Here is a 13,073-nt window from a genome sequence, read left to right as displayed (position 1 = left end):
TCCTTGCCGGTTGGTGAATGGGGATGGAGCGCCACTGACGTGGGCGCATACGAAAAGAGGCCCCGGTGTGGAGCCTCTGATCTGGAATGTTCCGTTGGTTAGAAGTCGCGGCGCGGTCGGTGCGCGTGGATGATGCTCTGCGGCACAATCGGGTCAGGCGTTGCGACCTGCATTGCCCGCGCGTTGGCGAGGTTTGCGTTTGCAATTTCGTGTTCGGCCTTGGCGTTGAGGCTGTTGGCCTTCGCCTCAGCAACGATCTGGTCGGCGTAAGGGAATGACACTTGCGTTGGCGAGTGGCCCATATCAGCCAGCACGTCCATGCGCTTGGTCTCTGCGTCGAGCCGCTTAGTTTCAGCGTTGAACGCGTCCACCTGAACCTTCTTCGCTTTTGCCTCGTCCTCAGACTCAAGCTTGAGAATGTAAGCCTGCATCTGATCCATGAGGCGCTGCTGACCAGCGATCGTCTGCTTGCCTTCCTCGATCATCTGCTCGACCTCAGGCGGCAATCTGCCCTCCTGCAACTGCGGCGGGAGCATCGCCTTGAGACGGCGTGCAATCTCGTCCGCACCAGGCCAATCAAGGTTCTTGGCGACCAGATCACCGATCAGCGGAGCAACGGTCGGGTTCATCCGCATCATCTCGATCATCTGAGAGGCAGCTTCCTGACGCTGCGTGCCGTAGGACGGGCCAGCGGTGACAGTCAGGTCATACTTGCCGATGCCAAGGTCAAACACACGCATCTTTGGCTGCTCAATCGGAGCGCCGCTCATCGGGTCCATGACGGGATTGCCCATCGGATCAAGCACCGGCTCCATGATCGGCCGGCCATGCGGGCCCATCTGCGGAACAGGCTGCTTGAGCTTGGCAAGCGTCGGTGAACCGTCCTCACCCAGCGTGCGAACGATACGCTCCGAATTGTAGACCTTCGGGATCAGATCAATGATGACGCGCCCCGCATGACGGATCGCGCGAGACATGTTGTCCTGGAAATGGAAATTCGTGACATCGCCCTGGCGCTCGCGAGCAATGATCGCCTTTCCAGACGTTTCGTTCGAGCGCGCCCCCATGGATGGATCAAAGATGCCCATGATCGCCTTGAGGTCATCAGCGGCGTTCATAGCCTCTTGCAGGGCACCAGCTGCAGCACCTGTATCGAGCGGCTGACGCTGCGGCGGCTGTGCACCTGCAACCACGTCATACTCGAGATATGGGTGGCTTACCTTGTTCGCTGTGGCCCAATTTCGAGCGTCAGACTTGAACGCACCTTTCGGGCCAATAAACGGAACCTTTGGCGCAAGAGCGACGAGCTCGGTCGCTGCAGAGCGCCAATAATTGTACATGCGCTGAGCGTCTTTCGAGGACCGGATCAGCGACAGGAAATGGCGCTTGCCCTCCTCATTCACCTCATCGCCATAAACCGGGATGATTGGAATGTACTTGCCTGGCCACTCTTCCTCTTTCAGCACTTCCTTGCCGTTGAGCAGGTAGCGCTTGACCTTGTGGGCCATCACCTCGCGCTCACCGACAACGCTGATGTTTTCGACCATCAGGAACGGCGCTGCCTCATCGAAGGATGAAGCGTCCATCACGCGGCCGTCCGAAAGCTGCAGGATCTTCTTGGCTTCCTGCGTGCGACGCCAGTATTTGGCGATCAGCACACGCTCGCGACTGAACCACTCGGACGATTGCTCGTCACATTCCCAATCGATCTCATCCGCGCCGGGGAATAGACGCTTGAAATCATCCGTTGCGAGCCATTCCGTCTCGAACGCCGTATTCCAGTCCGATGAATCGGCCTCCGTCGAGTTTGGATCGCCATAGATCGAAAACGGGTTGGCAACGCGCTTGATCAGGATATCCAGATCGAACGTGTCATCGTATGCGTAGTCGATATCAACGGTGAAGTAGCCCCAGCCCATCGTCACCGCGCTCTCAGTCGCAGTGTCATAGGCAACGTCCGCATTGGACGTGTATTCGATGTTGCGGATCAGGCCATTGATGATCTCGGCGGTCTCAACATCAGCTTCGCTGTCTGCCGGATGAACCTTGATCGTCGGCTTCATCTGCCGTGCCTCGTTCACCACCTGGCGAATGAAGGTTGGCAGACGGTTGATCGTCAACATCGGACGCTGATCAAAATCGCGCTGCTGCTTAATCTCTTCCGGCCATTGCTTGCCTAGACGGGCAAAGCGCAGATCATCAAGCGCAGCAACGCGATTTTCGTTCTCAGCCTCGCGTGCGGCGTCGAACGCATCCTGCGCTTCTTTGAGAAGATCATCGCTCATTCATGAACCTCGGAGGATCAGCCCATCCAGCCGCCAGCCCCGCCGCCGCGATAGTCGCGCTCGGCAGAGTTGCGGTAGTCCTGCGCTTTGACCGCAACAGGCTCTGCAAAGGTGAGTGCGATCGCGTCCCAATCGTCCGGGGATCTGAGACCACGCGCTCGCATATGCTCTTTCGATTCCAGCAACAGACGCTGGTTTGCGTCGTAGTGATAACCCGGTCCGCACGCATCAGCTTGGAGCGCATCAACGTCCGGGATATCGGCCCCGCTAGGCTCATCAAGCCAGTCTCGCGACCGTTCCCACATCTCTGCACGCCTATTGCGCGGGCCAGGCATCTTGGAGCCATCCGTCAAGTAGCGAACAGGCTCTTGCGGCTCAGATGCGAAGTTGATGGCCTTGCAGATAGAGGCGTATGGCTCGCCCCAGCTTCGGAGAATGTCGTACACCCCCGCGCCGAGACCGCCCACGTCGATGAAAACAGCGTCTGGCTTGTCGGTGTCGATGACCTGCCGGATCCAGTTTGCCCCAGCGACGATATCGATCTTCGCCTTGCTCTCTGTTTTCAGGACCTTCCGGCCCTGCCGCCATGCAAGTGAGAACCGGTCATCGCCAAAGCGAGCCGGATCAGCACCGATGATGAGCGGGCCAATTCCTTCACACGTTGCCTTACGCGCCCGAAGCACCGCCTCAGGCTTGATGAAACTGTCATGCCCGGTGATTTGAAATGCTTCTGCCGCCGTCGCAGGGTATTCCTGCTTGAACAGCAACGGATCTTTCAATTCATGGATCTTGGCACGTCGCCAGACCATGTGTTCAAGGCTGATGCCGTGTATCTCTTGATACTCAGCCTCTTCCGCTTCGAGAACGAAATCCGGTGGAACGGGACGTTTGTATTCTTCCTGCCAGAACCACGGAATGAATATTGCTTCGTAATCGCCTAGCCCGGCTTCCGCCATCTGCCAGCGTTCGTGGAACTCACCACCGACGCCGTTGGCAGTTGATTCAAGGACAATCTCCGTCCCCGGTAGATCAGGGATAGCCTGGACAACACCGGTGAAGTGCGTTGCCGCGTTTGGCCAGAAAGCAACCTCCGAACCGTGGAAGAGCTGGATCGTCTGCGATCGACCTACCGCCTTCGTTCCCGCCGTGCCGACCGCGTATCCGCTTTCAAGCCGGTCGAAAAATAGCTCCTTCGCATTGGATGCGCCGGTGCTCGGCTTGACCAGAGCAGGACAATGCTCGTGATACCGCGCCACCATCCCGAAGAGGTTATCGGTCGCGGCCTGCTCATGCGTCAGGATGAAAACCCGCAAGCCCTTATTGTGTGATACTTGATGGTAGAACCGCGCACCCAGATATGTCGAAACGCCCTGCTGTCGGCCCTTTAGGATGAGAGCCCTGACCTTCCCTGTGCGCTGCCGCTGCTCTTCGAGGCGCTCGTGAAGATACCTCTGCGCTGCGTTGAGCCGGAATGAGATGATCTTGCCGCCCTTGGAGCGGATCTTCATGCATTTTTCGGCGTAGTGCAGCAGGTCGTCGCGAAGTCGCCTCCGGATCGCTAGCTCGCGCTCACTCAAGCTGCTCAAGTGCGTCCTCGTGCGATACGGTCACGTGCGTCTCACGGCGCTCGGTGTAATCGTCACGGAACCGAGCTTCGACCGACTTACGCCAAACAGCGGCATTGAAGCCTTGCAGGGTAAGGCCCAGTTGCCCTTGGTCTTCCCACCAAGCTTGGCAATGGACCATCGCGCGATTGAGCGCTTCTAGAAACTCGGGATTTACCTCGGCCCAATTGTCGATGGTCTGGCGGCTTACATCAAAGTGCGCAGCCATCTGAGCCTTGCTCTTGCCGATCTTTCCGAGCTCTACGACTGTATCGCAGAACTCCGGACGATACCTCGTCGGCCTTCCGCCCTTGGACCGTTGGGGCTTGTCAGCCATGGCAGTTCCTTTCGGATTGTTGCCGGAATGTGATTGATGCCCCTAGCGGGAACGAGGCCACCGGAAGTTTTCATCAGCGATGATATCGGTGGGGCTCTTCTTCTTGCCCTTAGCCGCTTCGGTCTGCTCGGCTTGTGCTGGCTCTTGAGGGCCTGCGATAAGCTGCTGCACAGCCGGGGGAAGTTCCTGAGCCGGTGGGGCGGTGAAGGCACCTAGCAGCGCCTGGAATGCATCTGGCATCATCTGCTGCGCCTGTGCGCGCTGATCTGCCATGTTGTGGTGCTGGTTCGGAAGGTTGGGGTTGGTGTAGTCGCTGAACACGCCCGGCATGGAATTGATGCCAACAGCTGCTCGACGGCCCATGTCCTGACTGACGCTCTGAGGCATCGAGCCTAGAAGGCGAGCCGTGTATTCGTTGGAGGCGAGAATGTTGCGCCGAATGCCGTCCATGCCAACGGCTTCGTGGATCGGGCCAAGCTGGCTGTTTGGCTGGTACTCCGGCATGCGGCCCAGCAGATCCTGATAGGCGTGCGCATTGTCGTAAGTCGGGGAAGCCTGCGTGTTGTCGTAGCTATCCCAGAAAGGCATGAAAGGGTTGGGCGTCTGGTTCATGGCTTTGCTGCAGCCTCGATTTCATCTGCGAAGAACCAGCGATCAGCCACCCGCACGATAGGCTTGCCATCAGCAGTGACAGATACGCCATCGACCTTGCCAGCCGTACCGGAAGGCTTGTGAGTGACAGGCATGTTGATCATTGGATGGTCCTTCGCTTTACGCAGGTGACGGCGGCGCAGCGTCCGACGGAGAGTCGTTTCTTGCCTGAAATCACTGGTTGGTGGATACTGGCCCGGCGCATCCTTCACTGTTTAGGTGAGAATCCATGACGCCAGATCAGTTCAAAGCCCGCCTTGATTACCTTCACGTCTCACAGTCAGGCTTCGCTAAACTCGTCTATGTCCACCGGAACACCGTGTCGAAGTGGGCTACTGGCCAAGCCAAGATACCTGGGCCAGTGATTGCCTATCTTGATCTAGCAGATGGCGTAATGGCGCTGACGAAGCAGGTTTCGGTCGGCGGATGACTGCAGCCGGAGATCAACCTGGCTGGCCCCTTGGTTGGATTAGGTAAGGCCGCCCCAGTATTCACTGCAAACCCGGTTGGTTGGTACACCTAATCGGCCGTCTTGCCCTTTGCAAACTCTTGCGCGAACTTCTCATTACGCGAGTTTGGGAGGATAGGCATGGGACCAACCGAGATATTCGGATACGCAATGGTCTTGATAGACCTATTCGACAAGCAATCGCGCGCTGAAGCAGTGCTACTTTCCATCAAAAAGCTACTTCTCAAACTCAAACAGAGAGCGCCGATACGGACTCTGTTTGGGTTCTACGGCTTCTTCGGGGGCGCCTTCTTAATCGTAAAAAGGATGTACCCTCAGGCGCTTTCATCTACTGATCCGGCGCAGGACGCAACTCCGCTGATAATCATGGCTATCTTGGCGCTGCCGCTGCTTGCTGTGATGCTCTTCGCCTTGATCCACATGGCTCACGGAGCGCTTGCTGTACTTAACAGGCATCCAAAAGGAATACTGGGCTCCGTCGGACTGATTTTGACTGTCGCACCTGACTTGGTCAGGCTGGTATATTGAGGGAGCAAACGACCCGGACTGCCTTGAACTTGGTCAGAACGGGCCGGCCTTACTCCGTCTTTGGTTTATTACCGGCGGCGACTGCAGCTGTCAGCCGTAAACCACTACCACTTATGAGTAGATTGCAATTATAGGAGACCACACCATAGCGTAACCTGCGGATTTCTTAAGGACCAAGTAATGGCTACTTGTCGAAGCTGCAGGCATACTTTTAACACTCCGGGTGCGACATGCCCGAACTGCGACGCGCCCATCCCATACCTGTTGCAGAACACGGGCGTCAGCAATGGAGCAACCCTCATCGGTTTCCTGGCTAGCGGAATTGTTGTCTTTATTCTGCAGCCCCCATTTCCTCTTACAACATGGGCGCTGGGTGGCATCGTCCTCACTTATGCATGGGTCGGGTTTAGGAAAACGCAAGACAAGAAGACAACGAATTGAGGGATAAGAGATGTCTGCCAGCGGATGGTTGGGCTTTGCAGTGATTGCGGGCGGCCTAGCGGTGACAAACCCCACCGTTGAGGAGATCGAGCTGGAACTGCGTCAGCAAGTAATAATGGCCATAACATCATCATCGATCTCGGCGAATGATGATGCTGCGACAACGATATTAATGGGAATGTGCAAGTTTTCTGCCGAAGAATGCTACAACGTACTACGGATGACAATGCGGCTACAAATGAACGACTACTTAATCGGCAAAGCAGTTGTCATCCACGCAGCCGACGGGTCACCCACCAACTGCGTGGGTGCAGTTAAGCGCCTCTGGTGCCCGAAGTTCCTGAATTCCACAAAATAGCATGCGCGACACCCATCGCCTTGCAAACTGCCCCGGCTTCACGCGGAGCTTGTCTCGGATGCGCCTTGCTCGTTTGAGCTCCATTGTAGCCTTGCATTAGGAATGCCGCTGGTCCCGCTATTGGCCAAGGAGCTGATGGAGTGTGTCGGGGGCGGCAAACGAAAAACCCGCCCAGAGGCGCATCGTGGAGAGGCGTGGCGGGTGCTGTTGTCGGTCACGCCTTAACGGCGCAAATCACTTACAATTGTCGAAATTTAGGTGATTCTGCCCTTTGCTGGTTACCATGTCAATACCGCGTGAAGCCAATCCCCAATGGGCAGCGAGGCAGTCCAGATAGGTGCGCAGGTTGTCGGCCATAGTGAGACGCTGGCGCTTCGTTTCCGTCAGTTCTGATATCGCGCGCCCTTCACCGCAGATGTATCCGACAAGCCGCCACGCATAGAGGCCGTGCGCCTTGGTTAGCGCCTCGTAGGCCTTGGCAAGTTTCCTCCCTGCGTCGATCTGATGATCACTTACCGGATCGGGGAAGCGTCCTCCATCCACGAATTCCCGACTGTAATCGATAGCGCGAGCGCCTTTGCCTCCGATAGCCTCGAATAGCCTGCGGAAAAGCTCTGCCGCTTCGTACTGGCATTCATCAATAGCCTTCTTGGCGCGCAATGAAACAATGGCGCTTTCACGCAAGTTCACAGTCGGTTGGATATACCTTGGTGCCCATTTTTCCCCATCGTTGGCTGGTGTCCAGCTTGGGTTCTCGTGCCTCATGGTGCCTGTCTCGATATGCTGAGATTGGAAACTCTCAGGCTTCCTTGCTGCCCTTGCCATGTGTGTATGCCTCGCCGCTTGTTGCGCCAAAAGCCCCAGCCGTGGTAGCTTTGGGGAAGCCTTCAATTGAGTGATTTGCAGCCGTTCCCGCCCGCCAGCGGGGCGGCTGTGTTTAGCGGCTCATTTCCTTCTCAACCTTCCGGCCAAGCGTGGTGATCGATGCAAGCTCCTTGCCCGCCATCTCCTCCAGGCGCTGTAGCTGGACGCGCGCAGAATTGATCATGTTGGCAAGTTCGGTCTTAACCGGCGCGATCATCGCCAGATACTCCTCCATGTCGGCGCTATGGCCGCCCGCGAATTGCAGCACGTTCTCGCGAATGTCCTCGACCCACGCGCGAGGCACGCCCAGATCGTCAGCGACCTTCTTGTCCGACCAGCCCGAGCCGTAGCGGTCGCCATCGTGAACGTCCCTGATCTTGTCCATGATGATCAGCCGCTCGTCGCGGGTCATTTCGCGCGGTTTGTCCTTAACTGCAGCTGCTTCCATCGGGACCACCTTCAAATCGGGCTTAGGTTTCCTTCCAGCGCACGCACCGCACACATCGGCAGCGGGACCATTGCCGACCGTCCACCCCTTCCTTTTGAAGTAAACGTCATCGTTCAATCCTGTGTCAGTGTGGTAGGCGACGGACTGGCATTTGTTGCATTCGATTTTTGCTGCAGGCACGCGCTTGTCGCCCATCTGGATAGTCTCGCGGGGGAACCGGCGTGCGGTCTTGCTATCTCTGCTCAACCTGATCCTCATTCGCTGCTTTCATCAGATCCACCCAGCATGCCGAAGCCGCCCTGCCCTGCGCGTATTCCAGAGCCAGCTTATCCACGGCCTTCGTGATGGCTTGCTGGCGCTTCTTTTTGGCTCCCATGATTTGGCGCAATCGGCCATGGTCGCGCTTTTGTGCCTTCGCCATACTGTCCCTCGTTGCCGCTTAGTCGTGCTGTATGCTGATCTCAGTGCGCACTGGAACCATCTGACCGCCCTTGCGCTGAAACGTCGTGATGCGCTTGGCAGGCGCGACACGGCAGCCATTTAGGAAGGCGCAGACAATGGCCGCATCCACCTCACCATCGTAAAGGGTATCGTCTACCCTTCGGCCATCCGGGCGCACGATGACGAAGCCGGTCGTAACCTGGGTTCTGCTCATGCCTTGGCCCTTTTCTTCAAGACGATGTCGTAACCAAGGACTTGAGCAATCTCTTCCAGATCCAGGATATTCGGCGATCGCTTCCCTTGCTTCCAACAGGACAGTGTCGCGTAGTGCAATTTGGCGTGATACGCGGCCTCGCGATATGTCAGTCCTGAGGCGTCTATCGCATCGAATATGATGCGAACGGTCGGAGATGCGGACCGGACCGGCTTTCTCTTGAACTTGCCGCGCTCATCCAGCATCAAGCGGCCCCCGCGATGAGATCGCTGGTGCACTGGCCATTGACGCCCTTCCGTTTGGCCTCAACCTTCTTGATTGCATGGATGACGGTTGAGTGATCACGTCCGAATATCCGGCCTATATGCGGCAGAGACAGTCCGCGTTCGTTTCGCAGGCGGTACATGGCAAGGTGGCGCGCATCCACGATCTTTTTCTGACCAGATCGTCCCAGCATCTCTTCGGCGCTCACCCTGCATGCCTTTGCAGTCTCTCGAATGATGTCGCGTGATGAGCGACTGACACCATGAACGACGATCACCTGATAGTTCTCGATGACTTTCTTTTCGTTCTCAATCGCCTGCTCGCGTAGAAGCTTCTCCTGCGCGATCTTTGCTTCCAGTTCCTTACGCCGGCGTTCGGCTTCGGCAAGCTTAGCCTTGAGGATCGTAGCCTCACGCTCTTTCCGCTCGGCGGCTTTCCGTTCTTTCACTCTGTTCACGAAATCCGGATTGAGGCCGGGTCTGTAATGATGAGCGAGGTCATGCTCCTGCATTACCAATCACCTCCTGCAAGAAGTGGGTTCTGAGCGCGCAAGCTTTCGAAGTGGCGGCGGCGCGCTTCTGCATCAATAGTCGGGGCCGCTTCTGTCCGAGGACGAAGCACGGTGACGTTGGAGGCTTGCGGCTGCATGCGCTCTGCACGACGCGCCTGGAATTCACGCTCCTGCTCGGCAAAGTCCTCGTAGGCCTGACGATTGAGCCACGTCGAGGCGAGCGGGATATATTGGCGGTCTTTAATGCCACGCAGGAAGTAGGCGGCACCGTCCACGATGTCCTGAGGATCAGCCCCCTGCTCTACGTGCTTGAAGAAAGTGTCGCGCGCCAAGCCGCGCCCGTCATTGTGCCGGGCTTTTGGACGCCACATGTCCCAGAATGCGATGAACTCCGGTGTCTCGTCTGCTTTGGTGATCTTGCGGCGGGTCATCACACCATCCCCAGCGCTGAGAGGTACATGTCGAGGATCGCTTCTTCTTCCTCGCGCTCGGCTCGGTCCTTCTTGCGAAGCCTCAGGATCGTGCGCATCGCCTTCGTGTCGAAGCCGGTACCCTTGGCCTCTGCAAAGACCTCCTTGATGTCCTCAGCGATGGTCTGCTTCTCGTTTTCTAATTTCTCGACCCGCTCAATGAAGGCGCGCAGCTGGCCTGCTGCAATCGTCTGTCTGCTGTCGGTCGTATCGGTCATGCTGCCTTTTCCTTTTCTGCCGCGCGCGAATAATCGCTGGCGATGTCTCGCATCAGGGCGAGCTCGCGCTTGCGGTCATCAATCAGGTGTTGCGGGAACTTGGACTTCGGGCCGCCGAAATCAGCGAGCCACGTCTCCAGGCTGTAGACGCGGCCTCGTGCAGCATCCCGTTTCTCTGCATAGGTGAACCTCATGCTGCCCTCGTCTTGATGCCAATGTCATCGAGGAAGGCTTGCAGATCGCCCGGACTGCGCACGACGCCATATGGCAGACGCTGCTCGGAACACCTCTCCTGAAACTCGAGCTGGGCCGGGGAGAGCCTGCCGCCTTTGGGGCGCTTCACCTCGACAAACGCGATCACGCCATCATGGGCGATGACCAGATCGGGAGCTCCCGGAAGAACCCCCTGCCCCTTGAGCTTTCCTGCCGTGGCCTTGTTGCGGTGCTCGCCATTCGGGACGGCGAAGACAACCGCATTCGGGCATACTGCCTTGAGCCAGCCGAGCAGTTGACGCTGGATCTGGTCTTCGGTCGGTTTGGTGAAAAGCGCCCTCATGCCGCCCCCCTCACGAACACCGCCCACGCCATCGCGCCCATCCCGACAACCAGGATCACCAGCAGCGCAACGATGAGACGCCATGCAGCCGGGCGTGCCTCGAATGGCTCAGGCTCAGGTGCAAACGCCTCACCGGCCGCTGTTTCGATTGGGTGACGGGTCATGCCTATTCGCCCGCAGTGAGATAAGCGCGGCACTTGGCGATGCGGCGCTCCTCGGCTTGAGCCTTGGCATCCGCGCCGGTCTGCACCTCGGCCTTACGGGCAACTAGCGCGGCAATCTCGGCATCGATGGCGGCAACTTCATCTGCTGCCGCTTTGCGGATGCGCTTGATGCGCTGGCGGGCCTGTTTGGCCTCTCGCAGCATCACCTCGTCCAGGCGTTCGTTCTTTTCCTCGTGGTCTTCGCGGAACTGCAAGATGTTGCATTCCCGTTCGACGGCGGATGCCAGGCTTTGATCAATCGCGTTCATATTTCCCTCCTTTGCGCGCCCTTCGACGCTTGCGCCACGCGCGCAGCCAATTCCTCAGCCTCGCGCGCCAAATCCTCAAAAGAAGCATCCCCTCCGCCCTTTGCTTTCTCAATTTCGATTTCATGTTGAAGCTGGCGAACCTGTCGTTCACACAGGTCGAGATATGCCGCCCTGATCCGGTCGAACAGACCGGCTTCGACCGTCTTTGCGCGGCCTATTCTGATATTGTGCAGCGACCAAAATGGCAGGCCATATCGGTTGCCCAAACGGTGGAGCGCGTTGTTCTGGTCGCCCCATCCGCGTGTCTCTTTCTCAATCATGCGCCGGACGTAACCGGTCGCGAGATCGGCGCTACACATCAACTCATGCTCCGATTGCTTAGTTTCTTTGCACATGCTGCATCGACTCCTTTGCTTAGATGCCCATGCAGTTCGTGAGCATTTTCAAAGGAGAGATCGGCTTGGAAAGCCTTGGAGACGCGGCTAAACGGCTTCTGGAAAAGCTCGAAGCTCGTGTCGCCAAGGAAGGAACGCGCCATGCCGCTGGCGCTTTGGGGATGCGAGACAATGCCCCGCTCGCATCCCCTTTTTGCGCTCAGGTTCGCCGCGCGGAAAACGACAACCGTCGTCATGCGTCCACCTCGGGACGCTGGCCGTGAGACTCGGAATTGATGGCGACTTGCTTTGCTTCGGCGCGTTCATCACCCCGACCTGCGCGAGTGTCGTCGCGCATTTTTGCACCGCCAGCAGCAAAGCTTGGGACACTCGGTTCGTCGCCAGAACCGTCGAAAGGTGCGGGTCGGGTAGAAAGAGGTCCGGTGACGCCGCCGGGGAGGAGGAGAGCAGCGTCACCGGGAGTGGCAGCGGGGGAGGAGCAACCGCCGCCAGCATCCGCACGGACGGAGAGGCCGTGCGAATTGGTGTTATCTATGGAAATCGTGAGGCCAAAGCCCTTCAAGCCATTGCGCTCGATCGGTCGGATGCCAGTGGAACGGATAGCCACCTAAAACCTCCATCCGCTCACGCACAGCAGCGTGAACAGCGCGCCAGCGGCGAAGAAGGTCAGGTCACAAGCGGAAACGGGAGCGGAAAAGCAGGACACTCAGCGCCTCCCGATCCCGTCAAATTCAGACACCGTGCTGATAATCGAGCGCAGGGAGAAAGCACCGGCAACGATGACCACCACCAGAACAGATGTAACCGCGAGGAGAGTGATCGCGAGGTCGCTCATGCTGCCTTCCCCCTCCTCGGGGCGGGGCCGAACACATCGGGTCGAAGGTCATGGCGGGAGATGCCGGTTATCTGCTCAACAGCGATCACTCGATCAGCAGGGACCTGCGTCCACTGCGAGATTGCGCCTTGAGTTACGCCCAGAGCCTGAGCAATCGCCTTCTGCGACCCGCGCGTCACCTCGTGACCGCAGAGGATCACCACGCTTCGCCGTGCAGGGGGCTCGATCCTATTGTCCGCCACAAAAGCCAAGAGCGCATCGGTTGCGGTGAACCATTCGCCGTGGACTCTCGTGCTTGCGAAGCGCTTGTGGACGGCCATTTCGTCCGCTCTGCTACCCGGCCAGAAGCCAAGAAGCGTGCTAGGGAATGGCGCGTCTGCCATAAGTTTGGTGAAGCGACGCTCTGGATAGCTGGAATAGCCAATCTTGATGCGACCAGCACATTCGACCGCGTAGACGAAGCCGCTCATGCCGCCTCTCCGCTCTCTCGCGCATCGATCCAATCGATCACGCGCTGGTATGTGTTGAGCGTGAAGTTCTGCTTCTTTCCGCTCGCCACTTCCGGGAGGAACTTGCTGTCACTGATAGCCTCGGCAGAGATGGCCGACAGGCTTGTCCCGTGGGACGCGGCAAAAGCATTTGCGCGAGCGAGAAGGTGCTCCCGAATGCGCTCTTTTGTGATTTCGATGTCCGTAGCCATGCGACCACTATC

26 protein-coding genes are annotated in these 13,073 nt (G+C 57.9%); 3 read left to right on the top strand and 23 right to left on the bottom strand.

Annotated elements, in window-relative coordinates:
- Positions 1–98 precede the first annotated feature (98 nt).
- From IOD40_RS06700 to IOD40_RS06680, 5 genes are all read right to left on the bottom strand, one after another.
- Positions 99–2,285 carry a portal protein gene (locus tag IOD40_RS06700; protein WP_198475630.1) on the bottom strand — a complete coding sequence of 729 codons (2,187 nt, stop codon included), beginning with the start codon at positions 2,283–2,285 and terminating at the stop codon, positions 99–101.
- Between the two features lie 17 nt (positions 2,286–2,302).
- Complete coding sequence (locus IOD40_RS06695) at positions 2,303–3,793, bottom strand: hypothetical protein (protein WP_210336816.1); 1,491 nt, start codon at positions 3,791–3,793, stop codon at positions 2,303–2,305.
- A 61-nt stretch (positions 3,794–3,854) separates the two neighbouring features.
- A complete protein-coding gene (locus IOD40_RS06690) occupies positions 3,855–4,226 on the bottom strand; it encodes a helix-turn-helix domain-containing protein (RefSeq protein WP_198475626.1) in 372 nt (123 codons plus the stop codon).
- A gap of 42 nt (positions 4,227–4,268) precedes the next feature.
- Positions 4,269–4,838, bottom strand: coding sequence for a hypothetical protein (locus IOD40_RS06685; RefSeq protein WP_198475624.1), 570 nt, complete (start codon positions 4,836–4,838; stop codon positions 4,269–4,271).
- A complete protein-coding gene (locus IOD40_RS06680) occupies positions 4,835–4,981 on the bottom strand; it encodes a hypothetical protein (RefSeq protein ID WP_198475622.1) in 147 nt (48 codons plus the stop codon). The genes IOD40_RS06685 and IOD40_RS06680 overlap by 4 nt, the downstream gene beginning before the upstream one ends.
- A gap of 125 nt (positions 4,982–5,106) precedes the next feature.
- Here IOD40_RS06680 and IOD40_RS06675 point away from each other — a divergent pair, with 125 nt between their 5' ends.
- The 3 genes from IOD40_RS06675 to IOD40_RS06665 all read left to right on the top strand — a co-directional run bounded on the left by IOD40_RS06675 (position 5,107) and on the right by IOD40_RS06665 (position 6,673).
- A complete protein-coding gene (locus IOD40_RS06675) occupies positions 5,107–5,307 on the top strand; it encodes a helix-turn-helix domain-containing protein (RefSeq protein ID WP_198475620.1) in 201 nt (66 codons plus the stop codon).
- Positions 5,308–5,466: 159 nt separating this feature from the next.
- Complete coding sequence (locus IOD40_RS06670) at positions 5,467–5,874, top strand: hypothetical protein (protein WP_198475618.1); 408 nt, start codon at positions 5,467–5,469, stop codon at positions 5,872–5,874.
- Positions 5,875–6,325: 451 nt separating this feature from the next.
- Entirely contained in the window at positions 6,326–6,673 is a 348-nt protein-coding gene (locus IOD40_RS06665) for a hypothetical protein (RefSeq protein WP_198475616.1), read from the top strand.
- Between the two features lie 234 nt (positions 6,674–6,907).
- Here the strand turns inward: IOD40_RS06665 and IOD40_RS06660 are convergent, their stop codons facing one another.
- From IOD40_RS06660 to IOD40_RS06580, 18 genes are all read right to left on the bottom strand, one after another.
- Positions 6,908–7,357 (bottom strand): hypothetical protein, encoded by a 450-nt coding sequence (locus tag IOD40_RS06660; RefSeq protein WP_198475614.1) that lies wholly within the window; start codon positions 7,355–7,357, stop codon positions 6,908–6,910.
- A 253-nt stretch (positions 7,358–7,610) separates the two neighbouring features.
- Positions 7,611–8,243, bottom strand: coding sequence for a hypothetical protein (locus IOD40_RS06655; protein ID WP_210336815.1), 633 nt, complete (start codon positions 8,241–8,243; stop codon positions 7,611–7,613).
- Positions 8,218–8,406, bottom strand: a complete 189-nt coding sequence (locus IOD40_RS06650; protein ID WP_198475610.1) for a hypothetical protein — start codon at positions 8,404–8,406, stop codon at positions 8,218–8,220. Before IOD40_RS06650 ends, IOD40_RS06655 begins: the two co-directional genes overlap by 26 nt.
- 18 nt (positions 8,407–8,424) lie before the next feature.
- Positions 8,425–8,640: a hypothetical protein gene (locus IOD40_RS06645; RefSeq protein ID WP_198475608.1), complete on the bottom strand. Its 216-nt coding sequence runs from the start codon at positions 8,638–8,640 to the stop codon at positions 8,425–8,427.
- Positions 8,637–8,885: a helix-turn-helix domain-containing protein gene (locus IOD40_RS06640; protein ID WP_198475607.1), complete on the bottom strand. Its 249-nt coding sequence runs from the start codon at positions 8,883–8,885 to the stop codon at positions 8,637–8,639. Before IOD40_RS06640 ends, IOD40_RS06645 begins: the two co-directional genes overlap by 4 nt.
- On the bottom strand, positions 8,885–9,415 hold the full coding sequence (locus IOD40_RS06635; protein ID WP_198475605.1) for a helix-turn-helix domain-containing protein: 531 nt from the start codon (positions 9,413–9,415) through the stop codon (positions 8,885–8,887). The genes IOD40_RS06640 and IOD40_RS06635 overlap by 1 nt, the downstream gene beginning before the upstream one ends.
- Positions 9,415–9,846 carry a hypothetical protein gene (locus IOD40_RS06630; RefSeq protein WP_198475603.1) on the bottom strand — a complete coding sequence of 144 codons (432 nt, stop codon included), beginning with the start codon at positions 9,844–9,846 and terminating at the stop codon, positions 9,415–9,417. Before IOD40_RS06630 ends, IOD40_RS06635 begins: the two co-directional genes overlap by 1 nt.
- Entirely contained in the window at positions 9,846–10,103 is a 258-nt protein-coding gene (locus IOD40_RS06625) for a DUF2312 domain-containing protein (RefSeq protein WP_198475601.1), read from the bottom strand. Before IOD40_RS06625 ends, IOD40_RS06630 begins: the two co-directional genes overlap by 1 nt.
- A complete protein-coding gene (locus IOD40_RS06620; protein ID WP_198475599.1) occupies positions 10,100–10,297 on the bottom strand; it encodes a hypothetical protein in 198 nt (65 codons plus the stop codon). The genes IOD40_RS06625 and IOD40_RS06620 overlap by 4 nt, the downstream gene beginning before the upstream one ends.
- Positions 10,294–10,659 carry a VRR-NUC domain-containing protein gene (locus IOD40_RS06615; RefSeq protein ID WP_198475597.1) on the bottom strand — a complete coding sequence of 122 codons (366 nt, stop codon included), beginning with the start codon at positions 10,657–10,659 and terminating at the stop codon, positions 10,294–10,296. The genes IOD40_RS06620 and IOD40_RS06615 overlap by 4 nt, the downstream gene beginning before the upstream one ends.
- The gene (locus tag IOD40_RS06610) at positions 10,656–10,823 is read right to left on the bottom strand and encodes a hypothetical protein (protein WP_198475595.1); all 168 of its coding nucleotides are present in this window, start codon (positions 10,821–10,823) and stop codon (positions 10,656–10,658) included. The genes IOD40_RS06615 and IOD40_RS06610 overlap by 4 nt, the downstream gene beginning before the upstream one ends.
- Positions 10,824–10,825: 2 nt before the next feature.
- Entirely contained in the window at positions 10,826–11,131 is a 306-nt protein-coding gene (locus tag IOD40_RS06605; RefSeq protein WP_198475593.1) for a hypothetical protein, read from the bottom strand.
- On the bottom strand, positions 11,128–11,526 hold the full coding sequence (locus IOD40_RS06600; RefSeq protein WP_198475591.1) for a hypothetical protein: 399 nt from the start codon (positions 11,524–11,526) through the stop codon (positions 11,128–11,130). Before IOD40_RS06600 ends, IOD40_RS06605 begins: the two co-directional genes overlap by 4 nt.
- The gene (locus IOD40_RS06595) at positions 11,490–11,762 is read right to left on the bottom strand and encodes a hypothetical protein (protein WP_198475590.1); all 273 of its coding nucleotides are present in this window, start codon (positions 11,760–11,762) and stop codon (positions 11,490–11,492) included. Before IOD40_RS06595 ends, IOD40_RS06600 begins: the two co-directional genes overlap by 37 nt.
- Positions 11,759–12,133 (bottom strand): hypothetical protein, encoded by a 375-nt coding sequence (locus IOD40_RS06590; protein WP_198475588.1) that lies wholly within the window; start codon positions 12,131–12,133, stop codon positions 11,759–11,761. The genes IOD40_RS06595 and IOD40_RS06590 overlap by 4 nt, the downstream gene beginning before the upstream one ends.
- Positions 12,134–12,232: 99 nt before the next feature.
- Positions 12,233–12,361: a hypothetical protein gene (locus IOD40_RS20195; protein WP_267905065.1), complete on the bottom strand. Its 129-nt coding sequence runs from the start codon at positions 12,359–12,361 to the stop codon at positions 12,233–12,235.
- Entirely contained in the window at positions 12,358–12,831 is a 474-nt protein-coding gene (locus IOD40_RS06585) for a Cro/CI family transcriptional regulator (protein ID WP_233713880.1), read from the bottom strand. The genes IOD40_RS20195 and IOD40_RS06585 overlap by 4 nt, the downstream gene beginning before the upstream one ends.
- Positions 12,828–13,061: a hypothetical protein gene (locus tag IOD40_RS06580; protein ID WP_198475586.1), complete on the bottom strand. Its 234-nt coding sequence runs from the start codon at positions 13,059–13,061 to the stop codon at positions 12,828–12,830. The genes IOD40_RS06585 and IOD40_RS06580 overlap by 4 nt, the downstream gene beginning before the upstream one ends.
- Positions 13,062–13,073: the final 12 nt, after the last annotated feature.

The organism is Aquamicrobium zhengzhouense, from assembly GCF_016124105.1.
Taxonomy (GTDB): Bacteria; Pseudomonadota; Alphaproteobacteria; order Rhizobiales; family Rhizobiaceae; genus Aerobium; species Aerobium zhengzhouense.
Note: the sequence above shows the minus strand (reverse complement) of the source record. Positions and strands in the feature narration are given on the sequence as shown.

What these genes read in the sequence shown, in the direction of transcription:
- IOD40_RS06610 (WP_198475595.1), bottom strand. Translation starts at nt 10,823, where the DNA reads ATGACCCGTCACCCAATCGAAACAGCGGCCGGTGAGGCGTTTGCACCT.
- IOD40_RS06685 (WP_198475624.1), bottom strand. Translation starts at nt 4,838, where the DNA reads ATGAACCAGACGCCCAACCCTTTCATGCCTTTCTGGGATAGCTACGAC.
- IOD40_RS06615 (WP_198475597.1), bottom strand. Translation starts at nt 10,659, where the DNA reads ATGAGGGCGCTTTTCACCAAACCGACCGAAGACCAGATCCAGCGTCAA.
- IOD40_RS06675 (WP_198475620.1), top strand. Translation starts at nt 5,107, where the DNA reads ATGACGCCAGATCAGTTCAAAGCCCGCCTTGATTACCTTCACGTCTCA.
- IOD40_RS06625 (WP_198475601.1), bottom strand. Translation starts at nt 10,103, where the DNA reads ATGACCGATACGACCGACAGCAGACAGACGATTGCAGCAGGCCAGCTG.
- IOD40_RS06700 (WP_198475630.1), bottom strand. Translation starts at nt 2,285, where the DNA reads ATGAGCGATGATCTTCTCAAAGAAGCGCAGGATGCGTTCGACGCCGCA.
- IOD40_RS06690 (WP_198475626.1), bottom strand. Translation starts at nt 4,226, where the DNA reads ATGGCTGACAAGCCCCAACGGTCCAAGGGCGGAAGGCCGACGAGGTAT.
- IOD40_RS06655 (WP_210336815.1), bottom strand. Translation starts at nt 8,243, where the DNA reads ATGAGGATCAGGTTGAGCAGAGATAGCAAGACCGCACGCCGGTTCCCC.
- IOD40_RS06635 (WP_198475605.1), bottom strand. Translation starts at nt 9,415, where the DNA reads ATGCAGGAGCATGACCTCGCTCATCATTACAGACCCGGCCTCAATCCG.
- IOD40_RS06670 (WP_198475618.1), top strand. Translation starts at nt 5,467, where the DNA reads ATGGGACCAACCGAGATATTCGGATACGCAATGGTCTTGATAGACCTA.
- IOD40_RS06620 (WP_198475599.1), bottom strand. Translation starts at nt 10,297, where the DNA reads ATGAGGTTCACCTATGCAGAGAAACGGGATGCTGCACGAGGCCGCGTC.
- IOD40_RS20195 (WP_267905065.1), bottom strand. Translation starts at nt 12,361, where the DNA reads ATGAGCGACCTCGCGATCACTCTCCTCGCGGTTACATCTGTTCTGGTG.
- IOD40_RS06665 (WP_198475616.1), top strand. Translation starts at nt 6,326, where the DNA reads ATGTCTGCCAGCGGATGGTTGGGCTTTGCAGTGATTGCGGGCGGCCTA.
- IOD40_RS06645 (WP_198475608.1), bottom strand. Translation starts at nt 8,640, where the DNA reads ATGAGCAGAACCCAGGTTACGACCGGCTTCGTCATCGTGCGCCCGGAT.
- IOD40_RS06600 (WP_198475591.1), bottom strand. Translation starts at nt 11,526, where the DNA reads ATGTGCAAAGAAACTAAGCAATCGGAGCATGAGTTGATGTGTAGCGCC.
- IOD40_RS06680 (WP_198475622.1), bottom strand. Translation starts at nt 4,981, where the DNA reads ATGATCAACATGCCTGTCACTCACAAGCCTTCCGGTACGGCTGGCAAG.
- IOD40_RS06580 (WP_198475586.1), bottom strand. Translation starts at nt 13,061, where the DNA reads ATGGCTACGGACATCGAAATCACAAAAGAGCGCATTCGGGAGCACCTT.
- IOD40_RS06595 (WP_198475590.1), bottom strand. Translation starts at nt 11,762, where the DNA reads ATGACGACGGTTGTCGTTTTCCGCGCGGCGAACCTGAGCGCAAAAAGG.
- IOD40_RS06605 (WP_198475593.1), bottom strand. Translation starts at nt 11,131, where the DNA reads ATGAACGCGATTGATCAAAGCCTGGCATCCGCCGTCGAACGGGAATGC.
- IOD40_RS06630 (WP_198475603.1), bottom strand. Translation starts at nt 9,846, where the DNA reads ATGACCCGCCGCAAGATCACCAAAGCAGACGAGACACCGGAGTTCATC.
- IOD40_RS06650 (WP_198475610.1), bottom strand. Translation starts at nt 8,406, where the DNA reads ATGGCGAAGGCACAAAAGCGCGACCATGGCCGATTGCGCCAAATCATG.
- IOD40_RS06585 (WP_233713880.1), bottom strand. Translation starts at nt 12,831, where the DNA reads ATGAGCGGCTTCGTCTACGCGGTCGAATGTGCTGGTCGCATCAAGATT.
- IOD40_RS06640 (WP_198475607.1), bottom strand. Translation starts at nt 8,885, where the DNA reads ATGCTGGATGAGCGCGGCAAGTTCAAGAGAAAGCCGGTCCGGTCCGCA.
- IOD40_RS06695 (WP_210336816.1), bottom strand. Translation starts at nt 3,793, where the DNA reads ATGAAGATCCGCTCCAAGGGCGGCAAGATCATCTCATTCCGGCTCAAC.